Here is a 22,529-nt window from a genome sequence, read left to right as displayed (position 1 = left end):
CGGGCTCCTATGCGGCAAGCGAGAACTTGTCGTCGTTCTCGGTCTGGATCAATACCTCAGCTGGAATGCCGAGCCCCTTGTGGATTCGACGAATCATCCTCAAGGTCAGGGGACGTTTGTGATTGAGGACTTCATACACGCGATTCAACTGCCCGATAAAAGGTTCGAGATCCTTCGCCGAGAGGCCCTGCTGCTCCATTCGAAACTTGATCGCCTCGATCGCATCCGGCGGGTCGATCGGGTGATTTTTCGATTCGTAGGCCTGGATCAATGCCAGCAGCACTTCGAAGCGATCGGCGTCTTCCGTGTCTGGCGCCGGCTCCTGATCGAAGTACGGCGACACCGCCTTCAGGGCAGCCTTGTAGTCAGCTTCGGTTCGGATGGGTCGGATGTCCATGAACTACTCCACTTCAACAGTTTGGGCATCGACTCGGTCATATTCCGAATGCGTGCCGATGAACTTGAGGTAAACGGCCTCGTATCTGTAGGCGATGGCAGCGATGAGTCGGTACTCGTTGCCCTTGATGTTGAAAACGACCCGGTTGCTTCCAACAAAGCTGGCGCTGCGATAGCGGTCCTTGATGTCCTGCGGTGTCTTCCAAACTGCTGCCTTGGCCTCTTCATGCCAAGCCTTCAACGGCTGTTCCGAGTCGGGGTGGCGCACCCAAAAGTCCCTCAAGTACTTCACCGAGATGATCCGCATCGCGGTGAAGTTTAGTCCCAGATTGGGACCAAAACAAGCGCTTCCCCTCAGCGCCCCGGCAAGCCCATCGCCCGCGTGATCACCTCTTTCATGATCTCGTTGGTGCCGCCATAGATGCGCTGCACCCGCGCGTCGGCGTAGGCGCGCGTCACCGGGTACTCCCACATGTAGCCGTAGCCGCCATGCAATTGCACGCACTCGTCCATCACCTTGCACTGCAGGTCGGTGGTCCAGTACTTGGCCATGCTCGCGGTGGCGGTGTCGAGCTTGTCCTGCATCAGCAGCTCGATGCATTTGTCGACGAAGACCTGTGCCACCTGCACCTCGGTCTGCAGCTCGGCCAGCGTATAGCGCGTGTTCTGGTAGGCCGCCACGGGCTGGCCGAAGACCTTGCGCTCCTTCACGTAGGCCACGGTATGGTCGATCGCGGCCTGCGCGGCGGCCACCGCGCTGATCGCGATCTGCAGCCGCTCCCACGGCAGCTGCTCCATCAGGCACACGAAGCCGCGGTTCTCCTCCGCCGCGCCGCCGAGCAGCGCCTCGGCCGGGAGGCGCACATCGTTGAAGAAGAGCTCCGAGGTGTCCTGCGCCTTCAGGCCCAGCTTCTTGAGGCGCTGGCCTTTTTCGAAGCCTGGCATGCCGCGCTCCACCAGGAACAGGCTGGTGCCCCTGGCCCCGCCTGCCGGATCGGTCTTGGCGACCACGATCACGAGGTCGGCATGCCAGCCGTTGGTGATGAAGGTCTTGCTGCCGTTCATCAGGTAGGTGCCGTCGTGCTGCTTCAGCGCGGTGGTGCGCACGGCCTGCAGGTCGCTGCCGGCGGCCGGTTCGCTCATCGCAATGGCGCCGATCATCTCGCCGCTTGCGAGCTTCGGCAGGTAGTTCTTCTTCTGCGCCTCGGTGCCGTAGCGCAGGAGGTAGGGCGCCACGATCTCGCTGTGCAGCCCGAAGCCGATGCCGGTGAAGCCGTGCGCCCAGAGCTCCTCGAACTGGATCACCGAATAGAGCAGGTCGGCGCCCGCGCCGCCATATTCCTCGGGCAGTGCCATGCAGAGAAAGCCGTTCGCGCCGGCCTTGTTCCAGACCTCGCGCGCAACGTAGCCCTGCTCTTCCCAGGCCTCGTGGAAGGGCGCGATCTCCTTGTCCATGAAGCGGCGGAAGCTGTCGCGGAAGGCCTCGTGGTCGGGGCCGAAGAGCGTGCGTTCGATCATGACTTTCGCCCCGCGAAGACCGGTGCACGTTTCTGCAGGAAAGCGCTCACGCCTTCGCCGAATTCGGGCCGGTTCAGCAGTTCGCGCTGGCGCTCGCTTTCGTAATGCAGCTGCTCCGGCAGCGTGTGCCGCGCAGAGGCCTCGAAGGCCGTGCGCGCCTCGAGCACGGCATGCGCGGGCAGGCGCGCCAGGCGCTCGGCGATTTGCCGCGCTTCGAGCAGCAGGAGATGGTCTTCGACGCAGGCCCAGATCAGGCCCCACTGCGCCGCGCGTTCCGCTGTAAGCCGCTCGTCGAGCAGGCTCATGCCCATCGCGCGCGCCGGGCCGACGAGGCGCGGGATGAACCAGGTGCAGCCCAGGTCCGGCACGATGCCCAGCTTGGGCAAGAAGGAGAGGTAGAAGTAGGCGCTCTTCGCCGCCAGGGTCACGTCGCCCGCGAGCGCGAGGCCGACGCCGGCGCCCGCCGCGGCGCCGTTGACCGCGCACACCACCGGCACCGGCAGCGCGCGCATCTCCTCGATCAGCGGATTGCTGACCGATTGCATCCACTTTGCCGTCTGGTCGCCGAGCGTCTCGCCGGCATCGGGCGGGCGCATCGCGCTCAGGTCCGCGCCCACGCAGAAGGCCTTGCCGGCGCCGGTGAGCACCACGGCGCGCACGCTGCGGTCCTCGCGCACGCGGGCGAAGGCTTCGCGCAGTTCGTGCTGGAGGTCGAGCGCGATCGGGTTGAGCTTGTGCGGAAGGTTCAGCGTCAGCGTCGCGACGCTGTTTTCAAGATCCCAGAGAACGGCCGGCATCAGAGTCTTTCGATGATCGTCACGTTGGCCATCCCGCCGCCCTCGCACATGGTCTGCAGCCCGTAGCGCTTGCCGCGCTGCCCGAGCGCATGGATCAGCGTGGCCATAAGCTTGGTGCCCGAGGCGCCCAGCGGGTGGCCGAGCGCGATCGCGCCGCCGTGGACATTGAGCTTCGCCGGGTCGGCACCCAGCGTCTGCAGCCAGGCCAGCGGCACCGGCGCGAAGGCTTCGTTGACTTCGTAGAGGTCGATGTCCTCGATCTTCATGCCGGCCTTCTTGAGCGCCCGCGCGGTCGCGGGAATCGGCGCCTCGAGCATGATCACCGGGTCGTGGCCCAGCACGCTCATGTGGTGGATGCGCGCCAGCGGCTTCACGCCCAGCGCTTTCAGGCCGCGCTCGTTGACCACCAGCAGCCCGCTCGCGCCGTCGCAGATCTGGCTCGCCGTGGCGGCGGTGCAGCGCCCGCCTTCGGCGATCAGCTTCACGCCCGCGATGCCTTCCAGCGTGGCATCGAAGCGGATGCCTTCGTCGATCGTGTGCATCTCGCCCGAGGCGGAGCCGTCGGTCTGCCGGATCTCGACCGGCAGGATCTCGTCCTTGAACAGGCCTTCGCGCGTCGCGGCGATGGCGCGCTTGTGGCTTTCCAGCGCATAGCGGTCGAGCGTTTCCTTCTCGATCCCATAGTTCTTCGCGATCATCTCGGCGCCGACGAACTGGCTGAACTCCACGCCGGGATAGCGTCGCTGCATCCCGGGGCTCATGTAGGTGCCGAGCCCCGCCTTGGCCGGCAGCGCGTTGGGGGTGAACATCGGCACCCGCGTCATGCTTTCGACGCCGCCTGCAATCACCGCGTCCATGCTGCCCGACATCACGGCCTGCGCCGCGAAGTGCAGCGCCTGCTGCGAGGAGCCGCATTGGCGGTCGACCGAGGTGCCCGGCACCGATTCGGGCAGCGTGGAGGCCAGCACTGCGTTGCGCGCGATATTGGTCGCCTGCTCGCCAACCTGGCTCACGCAGCCGAGGATCACGTCTTCCACCGCGGCCGGATCGATGCCGCTTTTCGCCACCAGCGCGTCGATCACCTGCGCCGCCAGGTCCGCCGGATGCCAGCCCGCGAGCTTGCCGCCGCGGCGGCCGCCTGCGGTGCGTGCGGCGGCGACGATGTATGCCTCTGCCATGTGAATCCCTTGTTCGGAGAAGAAGAAAGTCGATGGCCGGCGCCGCCAAGCAAAACGCCGTCCCGAGGGACGGCGTGCATCGGTGCATCCAGGGCCACGAACATCGATGGTTCTACGCCCGGGCCCCGGTGGTCAAGCCGGGGACATCCCGTGGGACCGGAGTCGCCAAGGCGACCGCTGGTCGCGAGCATGCACCGGCAACGCCGCCGGCCGCGAGCCGAAGACCGTGATGCACGACGGCTCCAGCGCCGACACCAGCATGCGCCGGTGCGAATCGCCTTCGAAGCGCTCGCCGGCCTCCAGCACCACATCGCGCGGATCGTTGTCGAGCGTGACCCAGACGGTGCCGCTGCGGCACTCGATGCCGACGCCGGCCGCGTCGGGCAGGGTGAAGATGGTGCGCTTCGCCAGGCTCAGGTGGAAGCGGCTGGTCTGGGTTGTCATGGCGAACTCCTTTGCATTCGGTATGAGAATGAATATAGTGGTCGAGTCCGCATAATTCACACGGTCATAAGGAACTCGTTGCATGCGTGTAGAGAATGCGAAACTCTTTTCCGCCGCGGCCGACCTGCCGCCCCTGGAGCTGCTGCGCAGCTTCGAGGCGGCGGCGCGCACGCTGAGCTTCACCCAGGCGGCCGGCGAGCTCTTTCTTACCCAGTCGGCCGTCAGCCGGCAGATCCAGCAGCTGGAAGCCAGTCTCGGCGTGCTGCTGTTCGAGCGCCGCCATCGCGCGCTGGCGCTGACCGAAGCCGGCGGCGTATTGCAGCGCGCGGTGGTCGAAAGCCTGGAGCGGCTGCGCGACGCCACCGCGCGCCTGCGCGCCGTGCCGACGCCGCGCCAGGTCGCGATTACCTGCACGCCGGGCTTCGCGTCCTTCTGGCTCATCCCGCGGCTGGCGCGCTTCACGGCCGATCATCCGCTGGTCGACGTGCGCCTCTCGGCCACGCTCGAGGTGCTCGACCTCGAGCGCAGCCGCCTCGACCTGGCGGTGCGCTTCGTGCCGATCGAGCGCGGCACCGGGCCGGCGCTGTTCGTGGAGTCGGTCATGCCGCTGTGCGCGCCGCGGGTGGCCGCCCTGCTGCGCGTGCCGGGCGATCTGGCCGACCAGACCCTGCTGACCATCGAGATGCCGAAGCACAGCGAGGCACCCACGGTCGACTGGGAGCCCTGGTTCGAGGTGATGGGACTCACCGAACTGCGCATGAAGAACACCATGCGCTTCACCCAGTACACCGACGCGGTGGCAGCCGCCGTGGCGGGGCAGGGTGTGGTGATCGGCCGTCTGCCGCTCTTGCGCGAGCTGGTGCAGAGCGGACAGCTGGTGGCGCCCTTCAGCGAAGGCGCGGCCTCGCGGCGCGCCTACTTCGTCGAGAGCTCGCGCCGCGCGGCCGGCAATGCCGACGCGCAGGACTTCGTGCGCTGGCTGCGCGCCGAGGCCGAGGCGGCGCAGCGCGCCTGAGCTTCAGCGCGCATCGGCCGCGACAAAGCTGAACAGATCGGTGGCGGATGCGGTCTCGGGCAGCACGTACACCATGCCATGCGAGGTGCCGAGCGCGGGCTTCACATGCGCATCGTAGAAGTCGGCCGGCACGTTGATGCAGCCATAGGAAATGCGGTTGTCGTCCACGCTGGGCGAAGCCAGGCGCTCGAGGCGGCGTTCGGACTTGACGTTGGCGCGCACGCGGTGCATCGACACGGCCGCGCCGTAGTCGACCCAGACGATGTCTTCGCCCTGCATGTTGCGCCCGGGCTCGGAGGGGAATCGGCCGGCCGGCGTGGTGCGCTCCTCGGGCCGGATCTCCGACATCTTTCGTTCGCCGATGCCCGGCACCGAACGATCGCCGCGGGCCAGGCCCAGCAGCACCGGCGCGTCGCCGCGCATACGGCCGTCGGCATCGAACACAAACACCCTCGCGTTGCGCTTGTCCACGATCGCGAACGGGCGCTGGGCGCTGTCGCCCGTGGCCACCGCGCGCTCTGCGAACTGCGCGATCTCCGCGGGTGCATCGGCTGCCGCGATGGCGGCCGAGCAGACCGCCAGACAAAGGACGAAAGAGGTGAGGCGCTTCAAGGCGTCGACTCCGAACAGAGGACCGGAAAAGCCGGGCATGCAGCCCGGCTCGTTGCGAAAGCTATCTCGCAGCACCTCAGTTGCGGTCTGCGCGCGGCGGAGACATCGGTGCCGGCGTCGTGGTGTCGGTGCTCGGTGCAGGCATGGCTGCAGGTGCCTGGCTTTGGGTCGGGCTCGTGGTCGTGCCCGGGGTTGTCGGCGTCTGGGCTTGCGCTACGGATGTGCCGGTCGATCCCATTGGGCCGCCCGCGGGACTTTGCTGGCCAGCTGCGGTGGCCGGGTTGGGCGACGAAGTCGTCGGCGGCGTGGCTTGCGCGAAGGCAAAGCCGCTGGCGCCCAGCGCGAGGACGGCGAGAAGATGCTTGCGTGCGTTCATGTGTTTGCTCCTTGAGGACAGACTGAGGGTTCCGATGGAATGCGCCGGCCCGATTGACCAGCTGTGCCCAACTTAGGCGCCACTTGTGCATCCGCCGGGTCGGCACCCGACGCGCAGTCCTGTAGGAGGGCACCGGCGCGGCAGTACAGTCCGGGGCAACCAATTCGAGAAAAAAGTCTTTTGATGACCGACACCGCTCCCGCACCGACTGCCGCCAAGAAGGAGGGCAGCCGCCCTCGCCGCAAGACCCAGCCCCAGGACAAGGGGGGCAAAGCGCCGCCGCGCGCGCGCAAGGTCAACCCGGTGCTCGAACGCCTGTTCGAGCTCTACCCGAAGATGTTCGGCGCGCGTTTTCTGCCGCTCAAGCTCGGCGTGTTCCAGGACTTGCTGGCGCTGCACCCGGACGAATTCAAGAAAGAGGAGCTGAAGATCGCGCTCGGCCTCCATGCCCGCTCCACGCGCTACCTCGAGGCCGTGGCCGCAGGCGAGAAGCGCCACGACCTGAACGGCGTGCCGGTGGAAGATGTCGCGCCCGAGCATGTGCACCACGCGATCCTGGAAGTGTTCCGCCGGCGCCAGGCTCGCACCGACGAAGACCTGCGTCCCAAGCTGCGCGCGCGGCTGGTCGAAGCCATCGAGGCCTCGGGCCTCTCGCGCGAGGAATACATGCTCGTCGTGCGCTCGAGCGACGAGGCATCGAACGCGGTGCTCGACGAGGCCTTCGCCGAGCTGGGCGCGCGCACCGCGAAACGCGAGGCACTGCTGCGTGCCTTCGAAGCCAGCGGGCGCAGCGTGGCCGAGTTCGCGGAGATGTATGGGATGGATCCGGCGGAGGTAGGGCGGACGCTGGAGCGCGCGCGGGGGAGCACCGCATAGCGCCCTTCCTCTCCGGCACTTCGGCCTTTGATTTGAACGTCGCGCTTGAGTGGAGGCTGGAGACGGGAGTTCGCCCCGGCGGGCGACTTACTTTCTTTTGCTTCGCCAAAAGAAAGTAAGCAAAGAAAAGGCGACCCCTCTGCGACCCCTGCGCTTCGCTCCGGGGCAACCTGCGGTGCTCGCTTTTCGCGGGGTCTCGCTCGAACTCGCCTTCGGCTCAGACAATCGCGAGCCCTGATCCGCGAAAAGCTGCGCTCCTCGGCGCAGCCAGAGGGGAGTGGCTCGGGCCTTCGCTTCGCTCGGCCGGTTGAATACCAACAGCCGCCCCCCCACACAAGTACGCGCCATGGCGCGTACTTGTTCAATCCCCTCTGGGCGTGCCGAGGAGCGCAGCTTCAGGCGGATAAAGGGCCGCGCGTGTTTGAGCTCAGCGAGTTTGCGCGGACCCTGCCTGAAGCGAGCACCGCAGGTTGCCCGGAACGAAGTGGAGGGACACGCACAGTGGGGTCGCCTTTTCTTTGCTTACTTTCTTTTGGCGAAGCAAAAGAAAGTGAGTCGCCCGCCGGGGCGAGACCCGGCTCCGGACTCACCAAAGAACAGTAACGATTCAAAGGCCCAAGAGCCCCCACCCCACCTCAACCCTCCCCCGGAAGGGGAGGGAGAAAAGACAACAAGTCAGCCGCCTGCCTTCACCTTCAACCGCCAGGCATGCAACAGCGGCTCCGTGTACCCGCTCGGCTGCTCGATGCCCTTGAATACCAAGTCCTGCGCCGCCTTGTACGCGGCCGAGCTCGCGAAGTTGCCGGCCATGTTCTGGTAGAGCGGATCGCCGGCGTTCTGTCCGTCGACCACCGCCGCCATGCGCTGGAAGGTGGCGTCGACCTGCTCTTTGCTCACCACGCCATGCAGCAGCCAGTTGGCGATGTGCTGGCTCGAGATGCGCAGCGTCGCGCGGTCTTCCATCAGGCCGATGTTGTGGATGTCGGGCACCTTGGAGCAGCCCACGCCCTGGTCGATCCAGCGCACCACGTAGCCCAGGATGCCCTGCACGTTGTTGTCGAGCTCCTGCTGGCGCTCTTCGGCGCTCCACTTCGCTTCCGGCGCCACCGGCACCTTGAGCAGGTCGCCCAGGATGTTGTCGCGCTCGGCATTGGCATCGATCTTCTCCAGCTCTTTCTGGACATCCGCCACGCTCACCTGGTGGTAGTGCAGCGCATGCAGCGTTGCGGCGGTGGGCGAGGGCACCCAGGCGGTGTTGGCACCGGCCTTCGGATGGCCGATCTTCTGTTCCAGCATCGCGGCCATCAGGTCGGGCATGGCCCACATGCCCTTGCCGATCTGCGCCTTGCCGCGCAGGCCGCACGAGAGGCCGACCAGCACGTTGTTCTTTTCGTAGGCCTGGATCCACGGCGTGGTCTTCATGTCGCCCTTGCGCAGCATCGGGCCAGCGCGCATGGCAGTGTGCATCTCGTCGCCCGTGCGGTCGAGGAAGCCGGTATTGATGAAGGCCACGCGCGCGGCCGCCTCGGCGATGCAGGCCTTGAGGTTGACGCTGGTGCGGCGTTCCTCGTCCATGATGCCGAGCTTCACGGTGTTGGCCGGCAGGCCCAGCATGGCTTCGACGCGGCCGAAGAGCTCGCTCGCGAAGGCCACCTCGGCCGGGCCGTGCATCTTGGGCTTCACGATGTAGACGGAGCCGGTGCGCGAGTTGCCCTTGCGCTTGAGGTCGACGGTGGCGATGGTCGTGGTGATCACCGCGTCCATGATCCCCTCGGGAATCTCCTTGCCGCCGCCGTAGAGGATGGCCGGGTTGGTCATCAGGTGGCCCACGTTGCGCACGAACATCAGCGAGCGGCCGTGCAGCTTCACCGGCCGGCCGTCGGCGCCGGTGTATTCGCGATCCGGGTTCAGGCCGCGCGTGAAGGTCTTGCCGCCCTTGGCGACTTCCTCGGTCAGCGTGCCCTCGAGGATGCCGAGCCAGTTCGCGTAGGCGAGCACCTTGTCGGCGGCATCGACCACGGCCACCGAGTCCTCCAGATCGAGGATGGTGGAGAGCGCGGCTTCGAGCACCACGTCGCTGATGCCGGCGGGGTCGGTCTTGCCGATCGCGGTCGTGCGATCGATCTGGATGTCGATATGGATGCCGTTGTGCTTGACGAGCACCGACTTCGGCGCCGCCGCGTCGCCCTGGTAGCCGACGAACTGCGCCGGGTCCGCGAGGTGGGTGCTGCTGCTTTGCAGAGCCACCACGAGCTGGCCGTCCTTGACCGAGTAGCCGGTCGCGTTCTTGTGCGAGCCGTTCGCGAGCGGGGCCGCCTGGTCGAGCACGCCGCGCGCGAACGCGATCACCTTGGCGCCGCGCGCCGGGTTGTAGCCCTTGCCTTTCTCGGCGCCGCCGGTTTCGGGGATCGCATCGGTGCCGTAGAGCGCGTCGTACAGCGAGCCCCAGCGTGCGTTGGCGGCGTTGAGCGCGTAGCGCGCATTGAGGATCGGCACCACCAATTGCGGGCCGGCCTGCAGCGCGAGTTCGGCGTCGACGTTGGCGGTGGTCGCCTTGACGTCCTTGGGTTGCGGCAGCAGGTAGCCGATCTTCTCGAGGAAGGCGCGGTACGCCGGCATGTCGGCGATCGGGCCGGGGTGGGCCTTGTGCCAGGCGTCCATTTCGACCTGCAGCCGGTCGCGTTCGGCCAGGAGCGCGATGTTCTTCGGCGCGAGCTCGTCGACGATCGCGTCGAAGCCCTTCCAGAAGGTCTCGCTGGCCACGCCGGTGGCGGGCAGCACCCGGTCTTCGATGAAGCGATGGAGCTCGTCGGCGACCTGGAGGCCGTGGACGGTGGTGCGGGCGGTCATGGTTCTTTACTCCTTGAAATCGAATGCAGCCAACGACTTTATTCGATACCTGGCTGATCAGTAAGAGTCGAAAGCGGGTTTTATCAATGACCAAATTGAAGGTAATCGTGGCCCGCCGAAGCTTCAGTTCAAAGGGTAGGCCCTGATAGGAGCGATGTACATGCCTCGGATAATTTAACTTCTTAAATAATTACGATCCGCCGCGATGATCCTGCTGGCCTCCAATGAAAACCCGCTCGGCATGCCCGAATCGGCGCGCCGCGCAGCCGCCGCAGCGCTGGAAGGCGCAGGCAACTATCCCGACAGCAACGGCATCGCGCTCAAGCACGCGCTGTCGGCGCGGCTCGACGTGCCGATGGACTGGCTGACGCTGGGCAGCGGCTCGAGCGAGATCCTCGAGCTGGCTGCGCAGGTGAGCGTCAAGCCCGGCGAAGGCATCGTCTATTCGCAGTACGGCTTCATCGTCTACGCGCAGGCTGCCGCCCACGCCCATGCACGCAGCACCGTGGTGCCGGCGCAGGATTTCGGCCACGACCTGGCTGCCATGCGGGCGGCCATCGTCGAAGACACGCGGCTGGTCTTCGTGGCGAATCCGAACAATCCCACCGGCACCTTCATCGAAGCGGGCCCGCTGCTCGAATTTCTGCAGTCGGTGCCGGCGCACGTCACGGTGCTGCTCGACGAGGCCTACACCGAGTACCTCGCGCCGGCGCAGCGCTACGACAGCATCGGCTGGGTGCGGCGCTTCCCCAACCTGATCGTGGCGCGCACCTTCTCCAAGGCCTTCGGCCTGGCCGGGCTGCGCATCGGCTACGGCGTCGCGCAGCCGGCGCTGGCAGCGCGCCTCAATGCGCAGCGGCCGCGCTTCAACGTGAGCACGCCGGCCCAGGCCGCGGCGGTGGCGGCACTGGCCGACGAGGTCTTCCTCGCCCGCAGCTACCAGCTCAATACCATCGGGCGGGCGCAACTCGCGAACGGGCTGCACGAGCTCAGGCTGGCCTCCATTCCCTCGTCCGGCAACTTCCTGATGGTGCAGGTCGGCGAGGGGCGTACCGTGCATGCGCGCCTGCTGGCCGCCGGCATCGAGGTCTCGCTGCTCGACAACTACGGCCTGCCGCATTGGCTGCGCATCACCGTCGGCCTGGCCGAGCAGAACGAGGCCGTGCTGGCTGCGCTGCGCGACAACGCGCCGGCGCGCTGATTCCTGCGGACACCCGAGGAGACTCCCGATGAAACGCCGTCATTTCGCAGCGCTGACCACCGTCGCGCTGGCCGCACCCCTGGCCCTGGCGCAGGAACGAAGCACCCGCATCCTCATCGGCTTCCCGCCGGGCGGATCGGCCGACGTGGTCGCGCGCCTCCTCGCCGACAAGATGCGTGTCTCGCTCGGCCACAACGTCATCGTCGACAACAAGCCGGGCGCGAGCGGCCGGCTGGCCCTGGCCGAAACCAAGCGCGCCGCGCCGGACGGCAGCACCCTGATCTTCTCGCCCAGCGGCGCGCTGGTGATCCACCCGTGGCTCTACCAGAACCTGGGTTACGACACGGTGAAGGACTTCACCCCGATCTCGCTCGCGAGCACTTTCGACTTCGCCGTCACTGCCGGACCGGGGGCGCCGCCGGGGGACCTGAAGACGGTGCTGGCCTGGATGAAGGCCAATCCCGGCAAGGCCAACTACGCCACCTCGGGCGCGGGCACGGTGCCGCATTTCGCCGGCCTGCTGCTCTCGCAGGCGGCCGGCGTTCCGATGACGCACGTGGCCTACCGCGGCGGCGCGCCGGCCGCGCAAGACCTGATCGGCGGCCAGGTGCCGCTGATGGTCGACACGGCCGTGGAAACCATCGAGCACCACCGCGCCGGCAAGGTGCGCATCCTGGCCGTCACCGGCGCGCAGCGCAGCAGGGCGCTGCCGGATGTCCCCACGCTCAAGGAGTCCGGCATCGACATCACTGCCGATGCCTTCTTCGGGCTCTACGGCCCGCCGGGAATGGCGCCGGAGCTGGTGCAGCGTATCGATCGCGCGGTGGCCGACGCATTGCGCGCGCCCGAGATCCAGGAGCGCATCTACAACCTGGGACTGGTGCCGGCGCGTGCCGGCCCGGCGGAGCTGGCGGCGATCCAGGCAGCGCATCTGAAGCGCTGGGAGACACCGATCAAGGCCTCGGGCTTCAAGGCTGAATAGGGTGCTCAGACCTGTCCCGTGAGCCGTCGCGCGGCGGCGCGCACCGGCTCGATGTGCCCCTCGTCGTAGCGGTGCGCCGGCATGGTCAGCGTGAGCGCCGCCGCCAGTCGGCCGTCGGCATGGAACACCGGCGCCGAGATGCCGCCCAGTTCGGCCGAGCGGTCGCCGACCATCGCGCAGTAGCCCTGCGCGCGTATCGCGTCGTACAGCTTGCGCTCCTTGGGGCCGCGCGGACGCTCGGCCTCGGGGCCGAAGGCGATCAGGATGCGCGCGCCGACGCCGCGGTCGTTGGGCAGCAGGTCGCCGGCGCGCACGTGGTCGCGCACCACGTGCGATGAATCGACGCGGTAGAGGCACAGGCGCGCCCAGCTGTCGCCCTGTTCCTGGCGCACGTGGTATGCCGCGCTCTCGCCGGTCGCCGCGACCAGTTCGCGCAGCACCGGCGGCACGATGCGGTCGAGCGAGAGCGAGGCCGCGTAGAGGCCGTGCAGCCGCGCGATTTCCGCGCCCAGCGCATAGCGGCCGTCTTCCTGCCGGCGGATCAGCCGCGCATGCTCGAGCGAGGCGAGCAGGCGCAGCACGGTGCTCTTGTAGAGCTGCGTGCGCTCGGCGAACTGCGCCAGCGTCAGCGCCTCGTCGCCGGGCTGGAAGGCCGAGAGCAGGCTCAGCGCCCGATCGACCGCGGCCGCGCCGCCGGGCGCGGCGTTGAGGTCGGAAACCGATTCGGTATGGGCTTTGCGGGGCATGGGCTTCGGCTTGACAGTGCTGCGCTTGCTGCGGTTTAATTCTGTAAAACAGAATTTAGTTCTGTTAGGCAGAACTGTCAAGGAGACAAGCCCAATGACAAGCCCCGCCGTCCTCATCAGCGAGGTCGGTCCGCGCGACGGCCTGCAATCCGTCGAGGCGACGATGCCCACGGCAGACAAGCTGCGCTGGATCGATGCGCTCCACGCCGCCGGCGTGCGCGAGATCGAAGTTGCGTCCTTCGTGCCGGCCCGCCTGCTGCCGCAGATGGCCGATGCCGCCGAGGTGGTTCGCCATGCGGTCACGCTGCCCGGCCTCACGGTGATGGCGCTGGTGCCCAACCGCCGCGGCGCCGAAGCCGCGCTCGCCGCGGGCGTGCACAAGCTCACGATGCCGGTGTCGGCCAGCGCTGCACATTCGCTGGCCAACGTGCGCAAGACGCGCGAGGAGATGGTCGAGGAGGTGCGCGCCATCGCCGATCTGCGCCGCGAGATCGCGCCGCAGGTCAAGCTCGAAGCCGGCATCTCGACCGCCTTCGGCTGCACGCTGCAAGGCGAGGTGCCGGAGGACGAAGTGATCAGACTGGCCGCGCAATGCATCGCCGCCGGCGCCGACGAATCGGGCCTCTCCGACACCGTCGGCTATGCCAATCCGGCGCAGGTGCGCCGACTCTTCAAACGCCTGCGCGCCGAGCTCGGCGACAAGGCCGGCGCCGCCCACATGCACAACACGCGCGGCCTGGGCCTCGCCAACTGCCTCGCGGCATATGAAGAGGGCGTGCGCACCTTCGACGCCTCGCTCGGCGGCCTCGGCGGCTGCCCCTACGCGCCCGGCGCATCGGGCAACGTGGTCACCGAAGACCTGGTCTTCATGTTCGAGGCCATGGGCATCGCCACCGGCATCGACATCGAAAAACTCATCGCGGCGCGCGCGCCGCTCATGGCCGGCCTGCCGGGCGAGCCGGTCTACGGCATGACGCCCGAGGCGGGCCTGCCCAAGGGCTTCATCCAAGGAAAAGCACATGTCTGAAAGCACCGCTTCGCTGCCCTACGAAGGCATCCGCGTCGTCGAGTTCACCCACATGGTGATGGGCCCGACCTGCGGCATGCTGCTGGCCGACCTCGGCGCCGAAGTCATCAAGGTCGAGCCGATCGAAGGCGACGCCACGCGGCGCCTGCTGGGCTCCGGCGCCGGCTTTTTCCCGACCTTCAACCGCAACAAGAAGAGCATCGCGCTCGACCTCAAGAAGCCCGCGGGCGTCGAGGCCGCGCTGCGCCTCGTCGCCACCGCCGACATCGTGAGCGAGAACTTCAAGCCCGGCACGATGAGGAAGCTGGGGCTGGACTATGAGAGCCTGAAGCAGCTCAACCCGCGCCTCATCTATGTGAGCCACAAGGGCTTCCTGCCCGGACCCTACGACCACCGCACCGCACTCGACGAGGTGGTGCAGATGATGGGCGGCCTGGCCTACATGACCGGCCGCATCGGCGACCCGCTGCGCGCCGGCACCAGCGTCAACGACATCATGGGCGGCATGTTCGGCGCCATCGGCGCCATGGCCGCCTTGCGCCGGCGCGAGCAGACCGGCCGCGGCTGCGAGGTGCAGTCGGCGCTGTTCGAGAACAACATCTTCCTGGTCGCGCAGCACATGATGCAGTTCGCGGCCACCGGCCGCGCGGCCGACCCGATGCCGAGCCGCATCTCGGCCTGGGCGGTGTACGACGTCTTCACCGTCAAGGATGGCGAGCAGATCTTCCTGGCCGCCGTCAGCGACAAGCAGTGGACCATCTTCTGCAAGGCCTTCGGCCTGGAGGAGATGCTGGCCGATCCGCGCCTCGCGACCAACAACGACCGCGTGCTCGCGCGCGACTGGATGATGCCGATGCTGCGCTCGCACCTGGCCGGCTACAGCGCGGCCGAACTCTCTGCCGTGTTCGAGAAGAACGAGCTGCCCTTCGCGCCCATCACCAAGCCGCAGGAGCTGTTCGACGATCCGCACCTGAACGCCACCGGCGGCCTGGCGCCGATCCGGATGAACGACGGCAGCATGTCCAAGGTGCCGCTGATGCCCTTCACGCTCGGCGGCGAACGCCCGGGGGTCCGCATCCAGCCGCCGCTGCTCGGCGAGCACACGAGCGCCCTGTTGAAGGAAGTCGGCTACAGCGACGCGCAGCTCGCCGAACTGAAGGCGCAGGACATCACGGTCGGAGACTGAACCCGCGACTCAGCCCGTTAGCCGCGGGGGCCAGTTGTGGGTTTCGTCGCGCCCCTCGCGGCACCACGCATACAGTGCGTCGTACATGACCAGGCCGTGGCGCAGCATCTCGTGATCGTCTGCAAGCACGCGCGACAGGCCCAGCGAGATCGCGTACAGCCCCGCCGATTGCGGCGTGAGGTCCAGCCGGGACGTGTCGGCGCCACGCACAATCTCGGCCAGTGCGTGCAGCGCCGGCTCTTCGAGCCGGTACTTCGCCAGGAAGGCGTCGAAGCTGCACAGGTCGCCGACGTGGCTCATCTCCACCCCGGGGATGTCGTAGGACGTGGCACCGGTGTCCGCGGCCACGCGCAGCACTTCGGGCGCCGGCACGTAGAGGAACTCGGCCTCGCGGTCGATGAAGCGCAGGATCAGCCAGGGGCAGGCAATGCGATCGATCTTCGGGCGTTCGCGGGTGACCCATTTCATGATGCTGCTCCCGTCTTGCCGGCAAGCGGTCGACCCGCGGCCTGCCAGCCGTCGATGCCGCCGCGCAGGTAGCGCGCTTTCAGGCCTGCGGCGCGCAGGCGCATCGCGGTCGAACGCCCGACCTCGTGGCCGTAGACGCAATAGACGATCACCTCGCGATCGGCGGGCAACTCGCCGGCCCAACGGCCGACCGCCGCAGGGTCGCGCCAACGGGCGCCGGGAATCATCGACGGCGCCTGCTCGAACACGCCGGCACGGCGCACGTCGAGCAGCAGCGCGCCCGTGACCTCGTCCTGCTCCGCGCCGAACGCTTCGCTCGCAGCGTGCACGGCCTCCTGATAGCGCTCGTAGACCGGATTCCAGTCGATGCCGGCGACAAAGGCTTCGATGTCGTCCGCCTTGTCGACGGCCAGGATCGCCATGCCGCCGCCGGGCGTCGGCTGATTGACGAGCCTGCCCTCGCGCGGCTGGAACACCAGCAGTACACGCTCGGAAGCTTCGCCGAGCGCCTTGCCCATCGCGACGAACTCCTCGCGCCAACGCTCGACGCTGCCGAAGCTGGCGGCCAGGGCCAGCGCCATCGGTGGGGGCAGTACGGATGCATCCATGGAACTCTCCTCAGGCAAAAAGCAGCGGCCTGCCCAACGTGACGGCGAGCCCCGCCAGCGCGCAGGCGCCGAGCAGCGGCATCACGCCGAGCTTGAAGCGGAACAAGGCAATGGCTGCGATCACCACGATGACGGCGGAGACGAGATCGAAGCGGCCGCCGAAGCCCTGCGGCCACAGCACGTGGTAGGCGAAGAACAGCGCGAGATTCAGGATCACGCCGACCACCGCCGCGGTGATCGCGGACAGCGGCGCGGTGAAGCCCAGCTTGCCGTGGGTCGACTCGACCAGCGGCCCGCCCGCCAGGATGAAGATAAAGGACGGCAGGAAGGTGAAGAAGGTGACGACCGTGGCAGCCAGCGCCCCGCCGAGGAAGAGGGCGTCGGCTCCCAGCACCTGCTTCGCCCAGCCACCGACGAAGCCCACGAAGGCCACCACCATGATCAGCGGACCCGGGGTCGTCTCGCCCAGGGCGAGGCCGTCGATCATCTGCGCGCCGCTGAGCCAATGGTGCTGCTCGACCGCGCCCTGGTAGACATAGGGAAGCACCGCGTAGGCGCCGCCGAAGGTCACGAGCGCCGCCTTGGTGAAGAACCAGCCCATCTGCGTCAGCGTGCCCTCGAGGCCCTGCGTGGCGACGAGCGCGCCCATCGCCAGCGCCCACGCACCCAGTCCGATGGCCAGCAGCTTCGCCAGGTGGCGGCGCGAGAAGCGCGCGTGCGCCGGTGTCGGCGTGTCGTCGTCGATCAGCGCCGCTCCGTAGCTCTGCTGTTGGCTGCCGTGGCCGCCGCCGAGCGCGAACACCGCGGGCGCCCAGCGCGCACCCAAGTGGCCGATCAGCCCGGCCGCGAGGACGATGGCCGGGAAGGGCGTGTCGAAAGCGAAGATGGCCACGAAGGCTGCCGCCGCGATGCCCCACATCCACGGGTTCTTGAGCGCGCGCGTGCCGATGCGGTGCGCCGCGTGCAGCACCAGCGCCGTCACGGCCGGCTTGATGCCGTAGAAGATGCCGGCCACCACCGGCACGTCGCCGAAGCGCAGGTAGATCCACGACAGCGCGATCAGGATGAAGAGCGAAGGCAGCACGAACAGGGCGCCGGCGACGATGCCGCCCCAGGTCCGGTGCATCAGCCAGCCGATGTAGGTGGCCAACTGCTGGGCCTCCGGGCCGGGCAGCAGCATGCAGTAGTTGAGCGCGTGCAGAAATCGCTTCTCGCTGATCCAGCGCCGACGCTCGACCAGCTCGGCGTGCATGATTGCGATCTGTCCGGCCGGCCCGCCGAAGCTGATGAAGCCGAGCTTGAGCCAGAAGCGGAAGGCCTCGCCGAAGCTGACAGGGTCGGGCGCGGCGATCGCCTCGCCCGCTTTCTCCAAAGTGGCGCTCACGAAGATGCTCCCGGCGCCGCATACAGCGCATCGAATACGGCCGCCGCGGCGGCGATCAGCTTGTCGTCCTTGGCGTGCACTTCGCGCAGGCCGCCCAGTACCGCTTCCAGCCCGGCCGCTTCGGGCACAGGGATGCCGCCGACGTCGAGGTAGTGCACCGCGCCGGCGACGCGCTGCAGCCTCGGATCGGATTCCAGGCCGAAGCTTGCGGCCATCACTTCGAAGGTGACGCGCGTCCCGACGTGGGTGAAGCGCGCGCCGTCGTAGTCGAAGCCGATGGCGCCGCGCGGCGTGCGAACCGGGGTGCGGCCTCCGTCCAGCCAGACGAACTCGGCCGCTGGGTCGATGAAACGCCGCACCAGCCAGGCGCAGGCCAGCCGGTCCACCCACGGGCGTGCGCGAGTGGCCCAGCGCTTGCCCTGGAACCGGGCCCGATCCAGCCGCTCGATGCCGTCGTTCGGGCGCGGCTGCGGTTCACCCTTGGAGAACCTGGCGTCGAGCGTGCGCCGCAGCGCCAGCAGTTCGGACTCGGCCTGCTCGGCGGCCTGGCCGGGGTAGTAGTCGATGCCGCGCAAGACCTGCAGCGCGTCGGCCACGCCGCGCAGCCGGCGCCTGGCCTCGGTTTCGGCCAGGCCTTCGAGTTCGAGCTGCAGCGCCGTCGCGGTTTCGCGCCACTGCGCATAGGCATCGGTGCGATCGAACTGCGCCAGCACCTCGACGCGCTGGGCTTCGTCGCGCGGCGACAGCGTCATCACCGATGCCGTGCCGCCGTGCTCGCGCACCTCGGCGGCCAGTGACTCCAGGACCGATGCATGCGTGTCGGGCAGCAGGTAGGCGCCGTCGCGCAGCGCCGCGCAGCCCAGCGCCTTGAGCGCCCGCCAGATGCGCAGGCGCACCGCGTTCGGCTGGGTCGGAAGGGTGACGATCAGGATGGCCCACATGATGAGTAGCATACGCTACAAACAATGTAGTATCAATATCAAAAATCGGAGCTGGGGGTTGGCGCCGCCGGCAGCGCATGCATCATTGACGCCCGCCATGGACAGACTCAAACAGCTCGAATCTTTCGTCGCCATCGCCACCCGCGGCAGCCTCACGGCCGCTGCCAAGGCCGAGGGCGTGGCGCCGGCAATCATGGGCCGGCGCCTCGATGCGCTGGAAGAGCGGCTGGGCGTCAAGCTGCTCTTGCGCACCACGCGCCGCATCACGCTCACGCACGAGGGCAGCGCCTTCCTCGAGGACTGCCAGCGCCTGCTGGTCGAGCTCGCGAATGCCGAGGCCAGCGTGAGCGCCGGCGGCGTCAAGGCCGCCGGCCACCTGCGCGTGACGGCGCCGGCGGGCTTCGGCCGGCGTCATGTCGCGCCGCTGGTGCCGCGCTTCCACGCGCTGCATCCGGAGGTCACGATCTCGCTCAACCTCAGCGACCGCGTGATCGACGTGGCGGGCGAGAGCTACGACTGCGCCGTGCGCGTGGGCGACCTGCCGGACTCCTCGCTGGTGAGCCTGCGCCTCGCCGACAACCGTCGCCGCTGCGTCGCCACGCCCGAGTTCGTGCGCCGGCATGGCGCGCCGCGGCATCCGGGCGAGCTGGCGCGCTTCGCCTGCCTCAGCCTGTCGAGCGACGCATCGCAGACCCGCGGCTGGACCTTTCGCGTGCCGACCGCGGGCGGCGAGCACGAAGTGATCTTCCTCAAGCCGACCGGCCCGCTCGATTGCTCCGACGGCCAAGTGCTGCACGACTGGTGCCTGGCCGGCCACGGCATCGCCTGGCGCAGCACCTGGGAGGTGGAGGCCGAAATCGACGCCGGCCTGCTGGTGCCGCTGCTCGACGAGTTCGCGGCGCCGCCCAACGGCATCTACGCGGTGTTCCCCAACGCCAAGCACCTGCCGCTGCGGGTTCGGCTGTGGCTCGATTTTCTGAAGGCGCAGTACGCGCGGCCGGAATTCTGGGGCGGCACAATCGCTGCGCAGTCGAACCAACAGGAAAAACCACGATGACCCTCGAAGCGATCCTTGCCTACCTGCACATCCTGGCCATTCTCACGATGGTGGTCTTCATCTCGAGCGAAGCCGCGCTGTGCCGCGTGCAGTGGCTCAATGCCGCGGTGGTCGAGCGCCTCGCCAAGGTCGACATGGTCTACGGCTTCGCTGCCATCGCCGTGCTCGCGACCGGCGTCGCGCGCACCTGGTGGGGCATGAAGGGCACCGCCTGGTACTGGACCAATCCGCTGCTGCACGTGAAGCTCACGCTCTTCATCATCATCGGCGTGATCTCGATCTTCCCGACGCTGACCTACCTCCGCTGGCGCAAGACGCTGCGTTCCGCCGGCACCCTGCCGAGCGAGGCCGAGATCAAGAAGACCCGGCGGCTGGTGATGATCCAGGCGCACGTGCTCGTGCTGATCCCGCTGGTCGCCGTGTTCCTGGCGCGCGGCTTCGGCGCAAGAGGCTGAAGCGCCCATGGGGCCGGGCAGCGTCAAGGCACTGTTCGCCGGCACCATCTTCGCCAGTGCCTTCCTGCTGTTCCTGGTCCAGCCGCTGATCGCCAAGCAGATCCTGCCCTGGTTCGGCGGTTCGGCCGCGGTGTGGTCGATCTGCATGGTGTTCTTCCAGGTCGTGCTGCTGGCAGGCTATGCCTACTCGGACTGGATCGCGCGCCGGCTCGGCGTGCGTGCGCAGGCGCGGCTGCATGTCGCGCTGCTGCTCGCGAGCCTCGCCTTCCTGCCGATCGTGACCAGCGCGCGCTGGAAGCCGAGCGGTACCGAAGACCCGACGCTGTGGATCCTCGGCCTGCTCGTCGGCACCATCGGGCTGCCGTATTTCCTGCTCTCCACCACCGGCCCGCTGGTGCAGTCCTGGGTCGCGCGCACGCCCTGGGGCGCGCAGGTCTACCGCTATTTTTCGCTCTCGAACCTGGCCTCGCTGGTCTCGCTCTTGAGCTACCCGCTCTTGATCGAACCGCGCAGCACGCTGCTGCACCAGGCCTGGGGCTGGTCGGCAGGCTATGCCGTGTTCGTGCTGCTGTGCGCGGGCACCACGCTGTATGTTTCGCGGAAGTGGGCCACGCCCACGCAGGCGGTGGCCGCGCCGGCCGCTGCCGCTGCGCCGGCCGCGAAGCCGCGCGGCACGGACTACCTGCTCTGGCTCGCGTTGCCCGCGCTCGGTTCCTGGCTGCTGCTCGCCATCACCAACCACATCACGCAGCACGTGGCGGCCATCCCCTTCCTGTGGGTGCTGCCGCTGTCGGTCTACCTGCTGACCTTCGTGCTCACCTTCGAGAGCGACCGCTGGTACCGTCGCCGCGTGTTCCTGCCGCTGGCCGCGGCGATGCTCCTGCTGTGCGCCTTCGGGTTGCAGCACCGCATCGGCACCCACATCAAGACCGCGCTGCCGATCTACGTCGTCGGCCTGTTCGTCCTGTGCATGTTTCTGCACGGAGAGATGGCTCGCGTGCGTCCTGCAGCGGCCTGGCTCACGCGCTTCTACCTGATGCTCTCGCTTGGCGGCGCCGTCGGCGGCGTGAGCGTGGGACTGGTCGCGCCGCATGTCTTGCCGGCCTACTACGAACTGGGCATCGGCCTCGTGCTGTGCGCGCTCGTCGCGGCAATCCTGTGGCGTGCGAGGCGCATCGGCATCGCGGCCGCGTTGGCGCTGGCCGCTTGCTGCGCCTGGTTCCTCGCGCAGCAGGTGAAGCGCGATGCGGTCGGCTTGTTCCACATGGAGCGCAACTTCTACGGCGCGCTGCTCACCACCGAAACGCGCAGCGGTGCGAAGGGGCCGATGCGCAAGCTCTTTCACGGCTCGATCAAGCACGGCGAGCAGTACCTCGCGCCCGCATTGCGCCGCGAGCCAACGACTTACTACGGGCCCACCTCGGGTATCGGACGCGCGATCGCCGCCGCGCCGGCAGGCCCGCGCCGCCTCGGGCTGATCGGCCTCGGCGCCGGCACGCTGGCGGTCTACGGCCGGCCAGGCGACGTCTACCGGTTCTATGAGATCAACCCGCTGGTCTTCGAGCTGGCCGATCGCGAGTTCAGCTTCCTGGCCGACAGCGCGGCGCGCATCGAGCGGGTGCTGGGCGACGCCCGGCTCGCGCTGGAGCGCGAGAGCCCGCAGCGCTTCGACGTGCTCGCGGTCGACGCCTTCTCGGGCGACTCGATACCGATCCACCTGATCACGGCAGAGGCGATGGATGTCTATCTGCGCCACATGCAGCCCGGCGGCGTGATTGCCTTTCACGTGAGCAACCGCTACCTCGCCCTGGCACCGGTGGTCGAGAAGATCGCGCTGGCCAAGGGTCTGCATGCAGTGCTGGTGGAGGACCAGCCCGAGAAATCGACGAACCTGGACTCGACCGACTGGGTGCTGGTGTCGCGCGACCCGCAGGCCCTGATGCGCGAGCCGATCCGCGGCGCGACCTCCCCCATCCCGCCGATCGCCGGGCTCAAACCCTGGACCGATGACTTCAACAACCTGTTCGGGGTACTGAAGTAACAAAAAACCCCGCGAGGCGGAGCCTGCGGGGGTCTTTCGATGAATGATGCTGCGCTCAGGCAGCCGGCTTGGACGAGAGGCACTCCTTCATGAAGGCCTTGCGCTCGTCACCCTTCAGGGCCTTGGCCTTGGGGTCGGCATTGCAGCTCTTCATCTTGTCCTGCTGCGTCACCGGCTTGGCCGAGAGGCAGGTCTTCATGAAGGCCTTGCGCTCGTCGCCCTTCATGTCGCCGGCATCCTTGTTGCAGGTTGCCATCTTGCTTTGCTGGGCCGTCGGGGCCTTGTCCTGTGCATGCGCGAAGCCGATGCAGAGACAGGCGCTTGCAGCAACGATCGAGAGGAGCTTCTTCATGGTGTGCGCGTCCTTGCTG

24 protein-coding genes are annotated in these 22,529 nt (G+C 67.9%); 9 read left to right on the top strand and 15 right to left on the bottom strand.

Annotated elements, in window-relative coordinates; all coding sequences use genetic code 11:
- Positions 1–7 precede the first annotated feature (7 nt).
- The 6 genes from EJI01_RS03940 to EJI01_RS03915 form a co-directional block, all read right to left on the bottom strand.
- A complete protein-coding gene (locus EJI01_RS03940; protein ID WP_126835818.1) occupies positions 8–397 on the bottom strand; it encodes a type II toxin-antitoxin system HigA family antitoxin in 390 nt (129 codons plus the stop codon).
- Positions 398–400: 3 nt separating this feature from the next.
- On the bottom strand, positions 401–703 hold the full coding sequence (locus EJI01_RS03935; RefSeq protein WP_126835817.1) for a type II toxin-antitoxin system HigB family toxin: 303 nt from the start codon (positions 701–703) through the stop codon (positions 401–403).
- A 47-nt stretch (positions 704–750) separates the two neighbouring features.
- Positions 751–1,914 (bottom strand): acyl-CoA dehydrogenase family protein, encoded by a 1,164-nt coding sequence (locus tag EJI01_RS03930; RefSeq protein WP_126835816.1) that lies wholly within the window; start codon positions 1,912–1,914, stop codon positions 751–753.
- A complete protein-coding gene (locus tag EJI01_RS03925) occupies positions 1,911–2,711 on the bottom strand; it encodes an enoyl-CoA hydratase-related protein (RefSeq protein ID WP_126835815.1) in 801 nt (266 codons plus the stop codon). Before EJI01_RS03925 ends, EJI01_RS03930 begins: the two co-directional genes overlap by 4 nt.
- On the bottom strand, positions 2,711–3,889 hold the full coding sequence (locus EJI01_RS03920; protein WP_126835814.1) for an acetyl-CoA C-acetyltransferase: 1,179 nt from the start codon (positions 3,887–3,889) through the stop codon (positions 2,711–2,713). The genes EJI01_RS03925 and EJI01_RS03920 overlap by 1 nt, the downstream gene beginning before the upstream one ends.
- A gap of 132 nt (positions 3,890–4,021) precedes the next feature.
- The gene (locus EJI01_RS03915; RefSeq protein ID WP_126835813.1) at positions 4,022–4,333 is read right to left on the bottom strand and encodes a DUF2917 domain-containing protein; all 312 of its coding nucleotides are present in this window, start codon (positions 4,331–4,333) and stop codon (positions 4,022–4,024) included.
- An 82-nt stretch (positions 4,334–4,415) separates the two neighbouring features.
- Between EJI01_RS03915 and EJI01_RS03910 the strand changes: the two genes are divergently transcribed.
- Positions 4,416–5,348, top strand: coding sequence for a LysR substrate-binding domain-containing protein (locus tag EJI01_RS03910; RefSeq protein ID WP_126835812.1), 933 nt, complete (start codon positions 4,416–4,418; stop codon positions 5,346–5,348).
- Between the two features lie 3 nt (positions 5,349–5,351).
- Here EJI01_RS03910 and EJI01_RS03905 read toward each other — a convergent pair whose 3' ends face one another.
- On the bottom strand, positions 5,352–5,960 hold the full coding sequence (locus EJI01_RS03905) for a L,D-transpeptidase (RefSeq protein WP_260602315.1): 609 nt from the start codon (positions 5,958–5,960) through the stop codon (positions 5,352–5,354).
- Positions 5,961–6,036: 76 nt separating this feature from the next.
- The gene (locus EJI01_RS28630; RefSeq protein ID WP_185878806.1) at positions 6,037–6,336 is read right to left on the bottom strand and encodes a proteophosphoglycan ppg4; all 300 of its coding nucleotides are present in this window, start codon (positions 6,334–6,336) and stop codon (positions 6,037–6,039) included.
- A 183-nt stretch (positions 6,337–6,519) separates the two neighbouring features.
- On the opposite strand from EJI01_RS28630, the gene EJI01_RS03895 reads away from it, so the two are divergent.
- A complete protein-coding gene (locus EJI01_RS03895; RefSeq protein WP_126835810.1) occupies positions 6,520–7,212 on the top strand; it encodes a ProQ/FINO family protein in 693 nt (230 codons plus the stop codon).
- A gap of 675 nt (positions 7,213–7,887) precedes the next feature.
- Here the strand turns inward: EJI01_RS03895 and EJI01_RS03885 are convergent.
- On the bottom strand, positions 7,888–10,062 hold the full coding sequence (locus EJI01_RS03885) for a malate synthase G (protein ID WP_126835809.1): 2,175 nt from the start codon (positions 10,060–10,062) through the stop codon (positions 7,888–7,890).
- Between the two features lie 205 nt (positions 10,063–10,267).
- Between EJI01_RS03885 and hisC the strand changes: the two genes are divergently transcribed.
- Both hisC and EJI01_RS03875 read left to right on the top strand, forming a co-directional pair.
- Complete coding sequence (gene hisC, locus EJI01_RS03880; protein WP_126835808.1) at positions 10,268–11,263, top strand: histidinol-phosphate transaminase; 996 nt, start codon at positions 10,268–10,270, stop codon at positions 11,261–11,263.
- A 28-nt stretch (positions 11,264–11,291) separates the two neighbouring features.
- Positions 11,292–12,245, top strand: coding sequence for a Bug family tripartite tricarboxylate transporter substrate binding protein (locus EJI01_RS03875; RefSeq protein ID WP_126835807.1), 954 nt, complete (start codon positions 11,292–11,294; stop codon positions 12,243–12,245).
- Positions 12,246–12,250: 5 nt separating this feature from the next.
- On the opposite strand, the gene EJI01_RS03870 is transcribed toward EJI01_RS03875, so the two are convergent.
- On the bottom strand, positions 12,251–12,991 hold the full coding sequence (locus EJI01_RS03870; RefSeq protein WP_126835806.1) for an IclR family transcriptional regulator: 741 nt from the start codon (positions 12,989–12,991) through the stop codon (positions 12,251–12,253).
- Between the two features lie 94 nt (positions 12,992–13,085).
- On the opposite strand from EJI01_RS03870, the gene EJI01_RS03865 reads away from it, so the two are divergent.
- A complete protein-coding gene (locus tag EJI01_RS03865; RefSeq protein ID WP_126835805.1) occupies positions 13,086–14,018 on the top strand; it encodes a hydroxymethylglutaryl-CoA lyase in 933 nt (310 codons plus the stop codon).
- Positions 14,011–15,204, top strand: coding sequence for a CaiB/BaiF CoA transferase family protein (locus EJI01_RS03860; protein ID WP_126835804.1), 1,194 nt, complete (start codon positions 14,011–14,013; stop codon positions 15,202–15,204). Before EJI01_RS03865 ends, EJI01_RS03860 begins: the two co-directional genes overlap by 8 nt.
- A gap of 9 nt (positions 15,205–15,213) precedes the next feature.
- Here the strand turns inward: EJI01_RS03860 and EJI01_RS03855 are convergent, their stop codons facing one another.
- From EJI01_RS03855 to EJI01_RS03840, 4 genes are read right to left on the bottom strand one after another with little or no spacing between them, the layout of a single operon-like run.
- Positions 15,214–15,672 carry a chromate resistance protein ChrB domain-containing protein gene (locus tag EJI01_RS03855; RefSeq protein ID WP_126835803.1) on the bottom strand — a complete coding sequence of 153 codons (459 nt, stop codon included), beginning with the start codon at positions 15,670–15,672 and terminating at the stop codon, positions 15,214–15,216.
- Positions 15,669–16,280, bottom strand: a complete 612-nt coding sequence (locus EJI01_RS03850) for a rhodanese-like domain-containing protein (protein WP_126835802.1) — start codon at positions 16,278–16,280, stop codon at positions 15,669–15,671. Before EJI01_RS03850 ends, EJI01_RS03855 begins: the two co-directional genes overlap by 4 nt.
- A gap of 10 nt (positions 16,281–16,290) precedes the next feature.
- Positions 16,291–17,664 carry a chromate efflux transporter gene (chrA, locus tag EJI01_RS03845; RefSeq protein ID WP_260602314.1) on the bottom strand — a complete coding sequence of 458 codons (1,374 nt, stop codon included), beginning with the start codon at positions 17,662–17,664 and terminating at the stop codon, positions 16,291–16,293.
- The gene (locus EJI01_RS03840) at positions 17,661–18,617 is read right to left on the bottom strand and encodes a chromate resistance protein (protein WP_260602313.1); all 957 of its coding nucleotides are present in this window, start codon (positions 18,615–18,617) and stop codon (positions 17,661–17,663) included. Before EJI01_RS03840 ends, chrA begins: the two co-directional genes overlap by 4 nt.
- A gap of 85 nt (positions 18,618–18,702) precedes the next feature.
- On the opposite strand from EJI01_RS03840, the gene EJI01_RS03835 reads away from it, so the two are divergent.
- The 3 genes from EJI01_RS03835 to EJI01_RS03825 are packed head-to-tail and all read left to right on the top strand — an operon-like array spanning position 18,703 to position 22,158.
- Entirely contained in the window at positions 18,703–19,662 is a 960-nt protein-coding gene (locus EJI01_RS03835) for a LysR family transcriptional regulator (RefSeq protein WP_126835800.1), read from the top strand.
- Positions 19,659–20,117: a DUF2214 family protein gene (locus EJI01_RS03830; RefSeq protein ID WP_126835799.1), complete on the top strand. Its 459-nt coding sequence runs from the start codon at positions 19,659–19,661 to the stop codon at positions 20,115–20,117. The genes EJI01_RS03835 and EJI01_RS03830 overlap by 4 nt, the downstream gene beginning before the upstream one ends.
- 7 nt (positions 20,118–20,124) lie before the next feature.
- Complete coding sequence (locus EJI01_RS03825) at positions 20,125–22,158, top strand: spermidine synthase (protein WP_126835798.1); 2,034 nt, start codon at positions 20,125–20,127, stop codon at positions 22,156–22,158.
- A 55-nt stretch (positions 22,159–22,213) separates the two neighbouring features.
- Here the strand turns inward: EJI01_RS03825 and EJI01_RS03820 are convergent, their stop codons facing one another.
- On the bottom strand, positions 22,214–22,510 hold the full coding sequence (locus EJI01_RS03820; protein WP_126835797.1) for a PsiF family protein: 297 nt from the start codon (positions 22,508–22,510) through the stop codon (positions 22,214–22,216).
- Between the last annotated feature and the right edge of the window lie 19 nt (positions 22,511–22,529).

The organism is Variovorax sp. MHTC-1, assembly GCF_003984645.1.
Classification (GTDB): Bacteria; Pseudomonadota; Gammaproteobacteria; order Burkholderiales; family Burkholderiaceae_C; genus Variovorax.
The sequence above is the reverse complement of the archived record's forward strand: the minus strand, read 5'-3'. Positions and strand labels throughout refer to the sequence as shown.

What these genes read in the sequence shown, in the direction of transcription:
- EJI01_RS03940 (WP_126835818.1), bottom strand. Translation starts at nt 397, where the DNA reads ATGGACATCCGACCCATCCGAACCGAAGCTGACTACAAGGCTGCCCTG.
- EJI01_RS03935 (WP_126835817.1), bottom strand. Translation starts at nt 703, where the DNA reads ATGCGGATCATCTCGGTGAAGTACTTGAGGGACTTTTGGGTGCGCCAC.
- EJI01_RS03930 (WP_126835816.1), bottom strand. Translation starts at nt 1,914, where the DNA reads ATGATCGAACGCACGCTCTTCGGCCCCGACCACGAGGCCTTCCGCGAC.
- EJI01_RS03925 (WP_126835815.1), bottom strand. Translation starts at nt 2,711, where the DNA reads ATGCCGGCCGTTCTCTGGGATCTTGAAAACAGCGTCGCGACGCTGACG.
- EJI01_RS03920 (WP_126835814.1), bottom strand. Translation starts at nt 3,889, where the DNA reads ATGGCAGAGGCATACATCGTCGCCGCCGCACGCACCGCAGGCGGCCGC.
- EJI01_RS03915 (WP_126835813.1), bottom strand. Translation starts at nt 4,333, where the DNA reads ATGACAACCCAGACCAGCCGCTTCCACCTGAGCCTGGCGAAGCGCACC.
- EJI01_RS03910 (WP_126835812.1), top strand. Translation starts at nt 4,416, where the DNA reads ATGCGTGTAGAGAATGCGAAACTCTTTTCCGCCGCGGCCGACCTGCCG.
- EJI01_RS28630 (WP_185878806.1), bottom strand. Translation starts at nt 6,336, where the DNA reads ATGAACGCACGCAAGCATCTTCTCGCCGTCCTCGCGCTGGGCGCCAGC.
- EJI01_RS03895 (WP_126835810.1), top strand. Translation starts at nt 6,520, where the DNA reads ATGACCGACACCGCTCCCGCACCGACTGCCGCCAAGAAGGAGGGCAGC.
- EJI01_RS03885 (WP_126835809.1), bottom strand. Translation starts at nt 10,062, where the DNA reads ATGACCGCCCGCACCACCGTCCACGGCCTCCAGGTCGCCGACGAGCTC.
- hisC (WP_126835808.1), top strand. Translation starts at nt 10,268, where the DNA reads ATGATCCTGCTGGCCTCCAATGAAAACCCGCTCGGCATGCCCGAATCG.
- EJI01_RS03875 (WP_126835807.1), top strand. Translation starts at nt 11,292, where the DNA reads ATGAAACGCCGTCATTTCGCAGCGCTGACCACCGTCGCGCTGGCCGCA.
- EJI01_RS03870 (WP_126835806.1), bottom strand. Translation starts at nt 12,991, where the DNA reads ATGCCCCGCAAAGCCCATACCGAATCGGTTTCCGACCTCAACGCCGCG.
- EJI01_RS03865 (WP_126835805.1), top strand. Translation starts at nt 13,086, where the DNA reads ATGACAAGCCCCGCCGTCCTCATCAGCGAGGTCGGTCCGCGCGACGGC.
- EJI01_RS03860 (WP_126835804.1), top strand. Translation starts at nt 14,011, where the DNA reads ATGTCTGAAAGCACCGCTTCGCTGCCCTACGAAGGCATCCGCGTCGTC.
- EJI01_RS03855 (WP_126835803.1), bottom strand. Translation starts at nt 15,672, where the DNA reads ATGAAATGGGTCACCCGCGAACGCCCGAAGATCGATCGCATTGCCTGC.
- EJI01_RS03850 (WP_126835802.1), bottom strand. Translation starts at nt 16,280, where the DNA reads ATGGATGCATCCGTACTGCCCCCACCGATGGCGCTGGCCCTGGCCGCC.
- EJI01_RS03840 (WP_260602313.1), bottom strand. Translation starts at nt 18,617, where the DNA reads ATGCTACTCATCATGTGGGCCATCCTGATCGTCACCCTTCCGACCCAG.
- EJI01_RS03835 (WP_126835800.1), top strand. Translation starts at nt 18,703, where the DNA reads ATGGACAGACTCAAACAGCTCGAATCTTTCGTCGCCATCGCCACCCGC.
- EJI01_RS03830 (WP_126835799.1), top strand. Translation starts at nt 19,659, where the DNA reads ATGACCCTCGAAGCGATCCTTGCCTACCTGCACATCCTGGCCATTCTC.
- EJI01_RS03825 (WP_126835798.1), top strand. Translation starts at nt 20,125, where the DNA reads ATGGGGCCGGGCAGCGTCAAGGCACTGTTCGCCGGCACCATCTTCGCC.
- EJI01_RS03820 (WP_126835797.1), bottom strand. Translation starts at nt 22,510, where the DNA reads ATGAAGAAGCTCCTCTCGATCGTTGCTGCAAGCGCCTGTCTCTGCATC.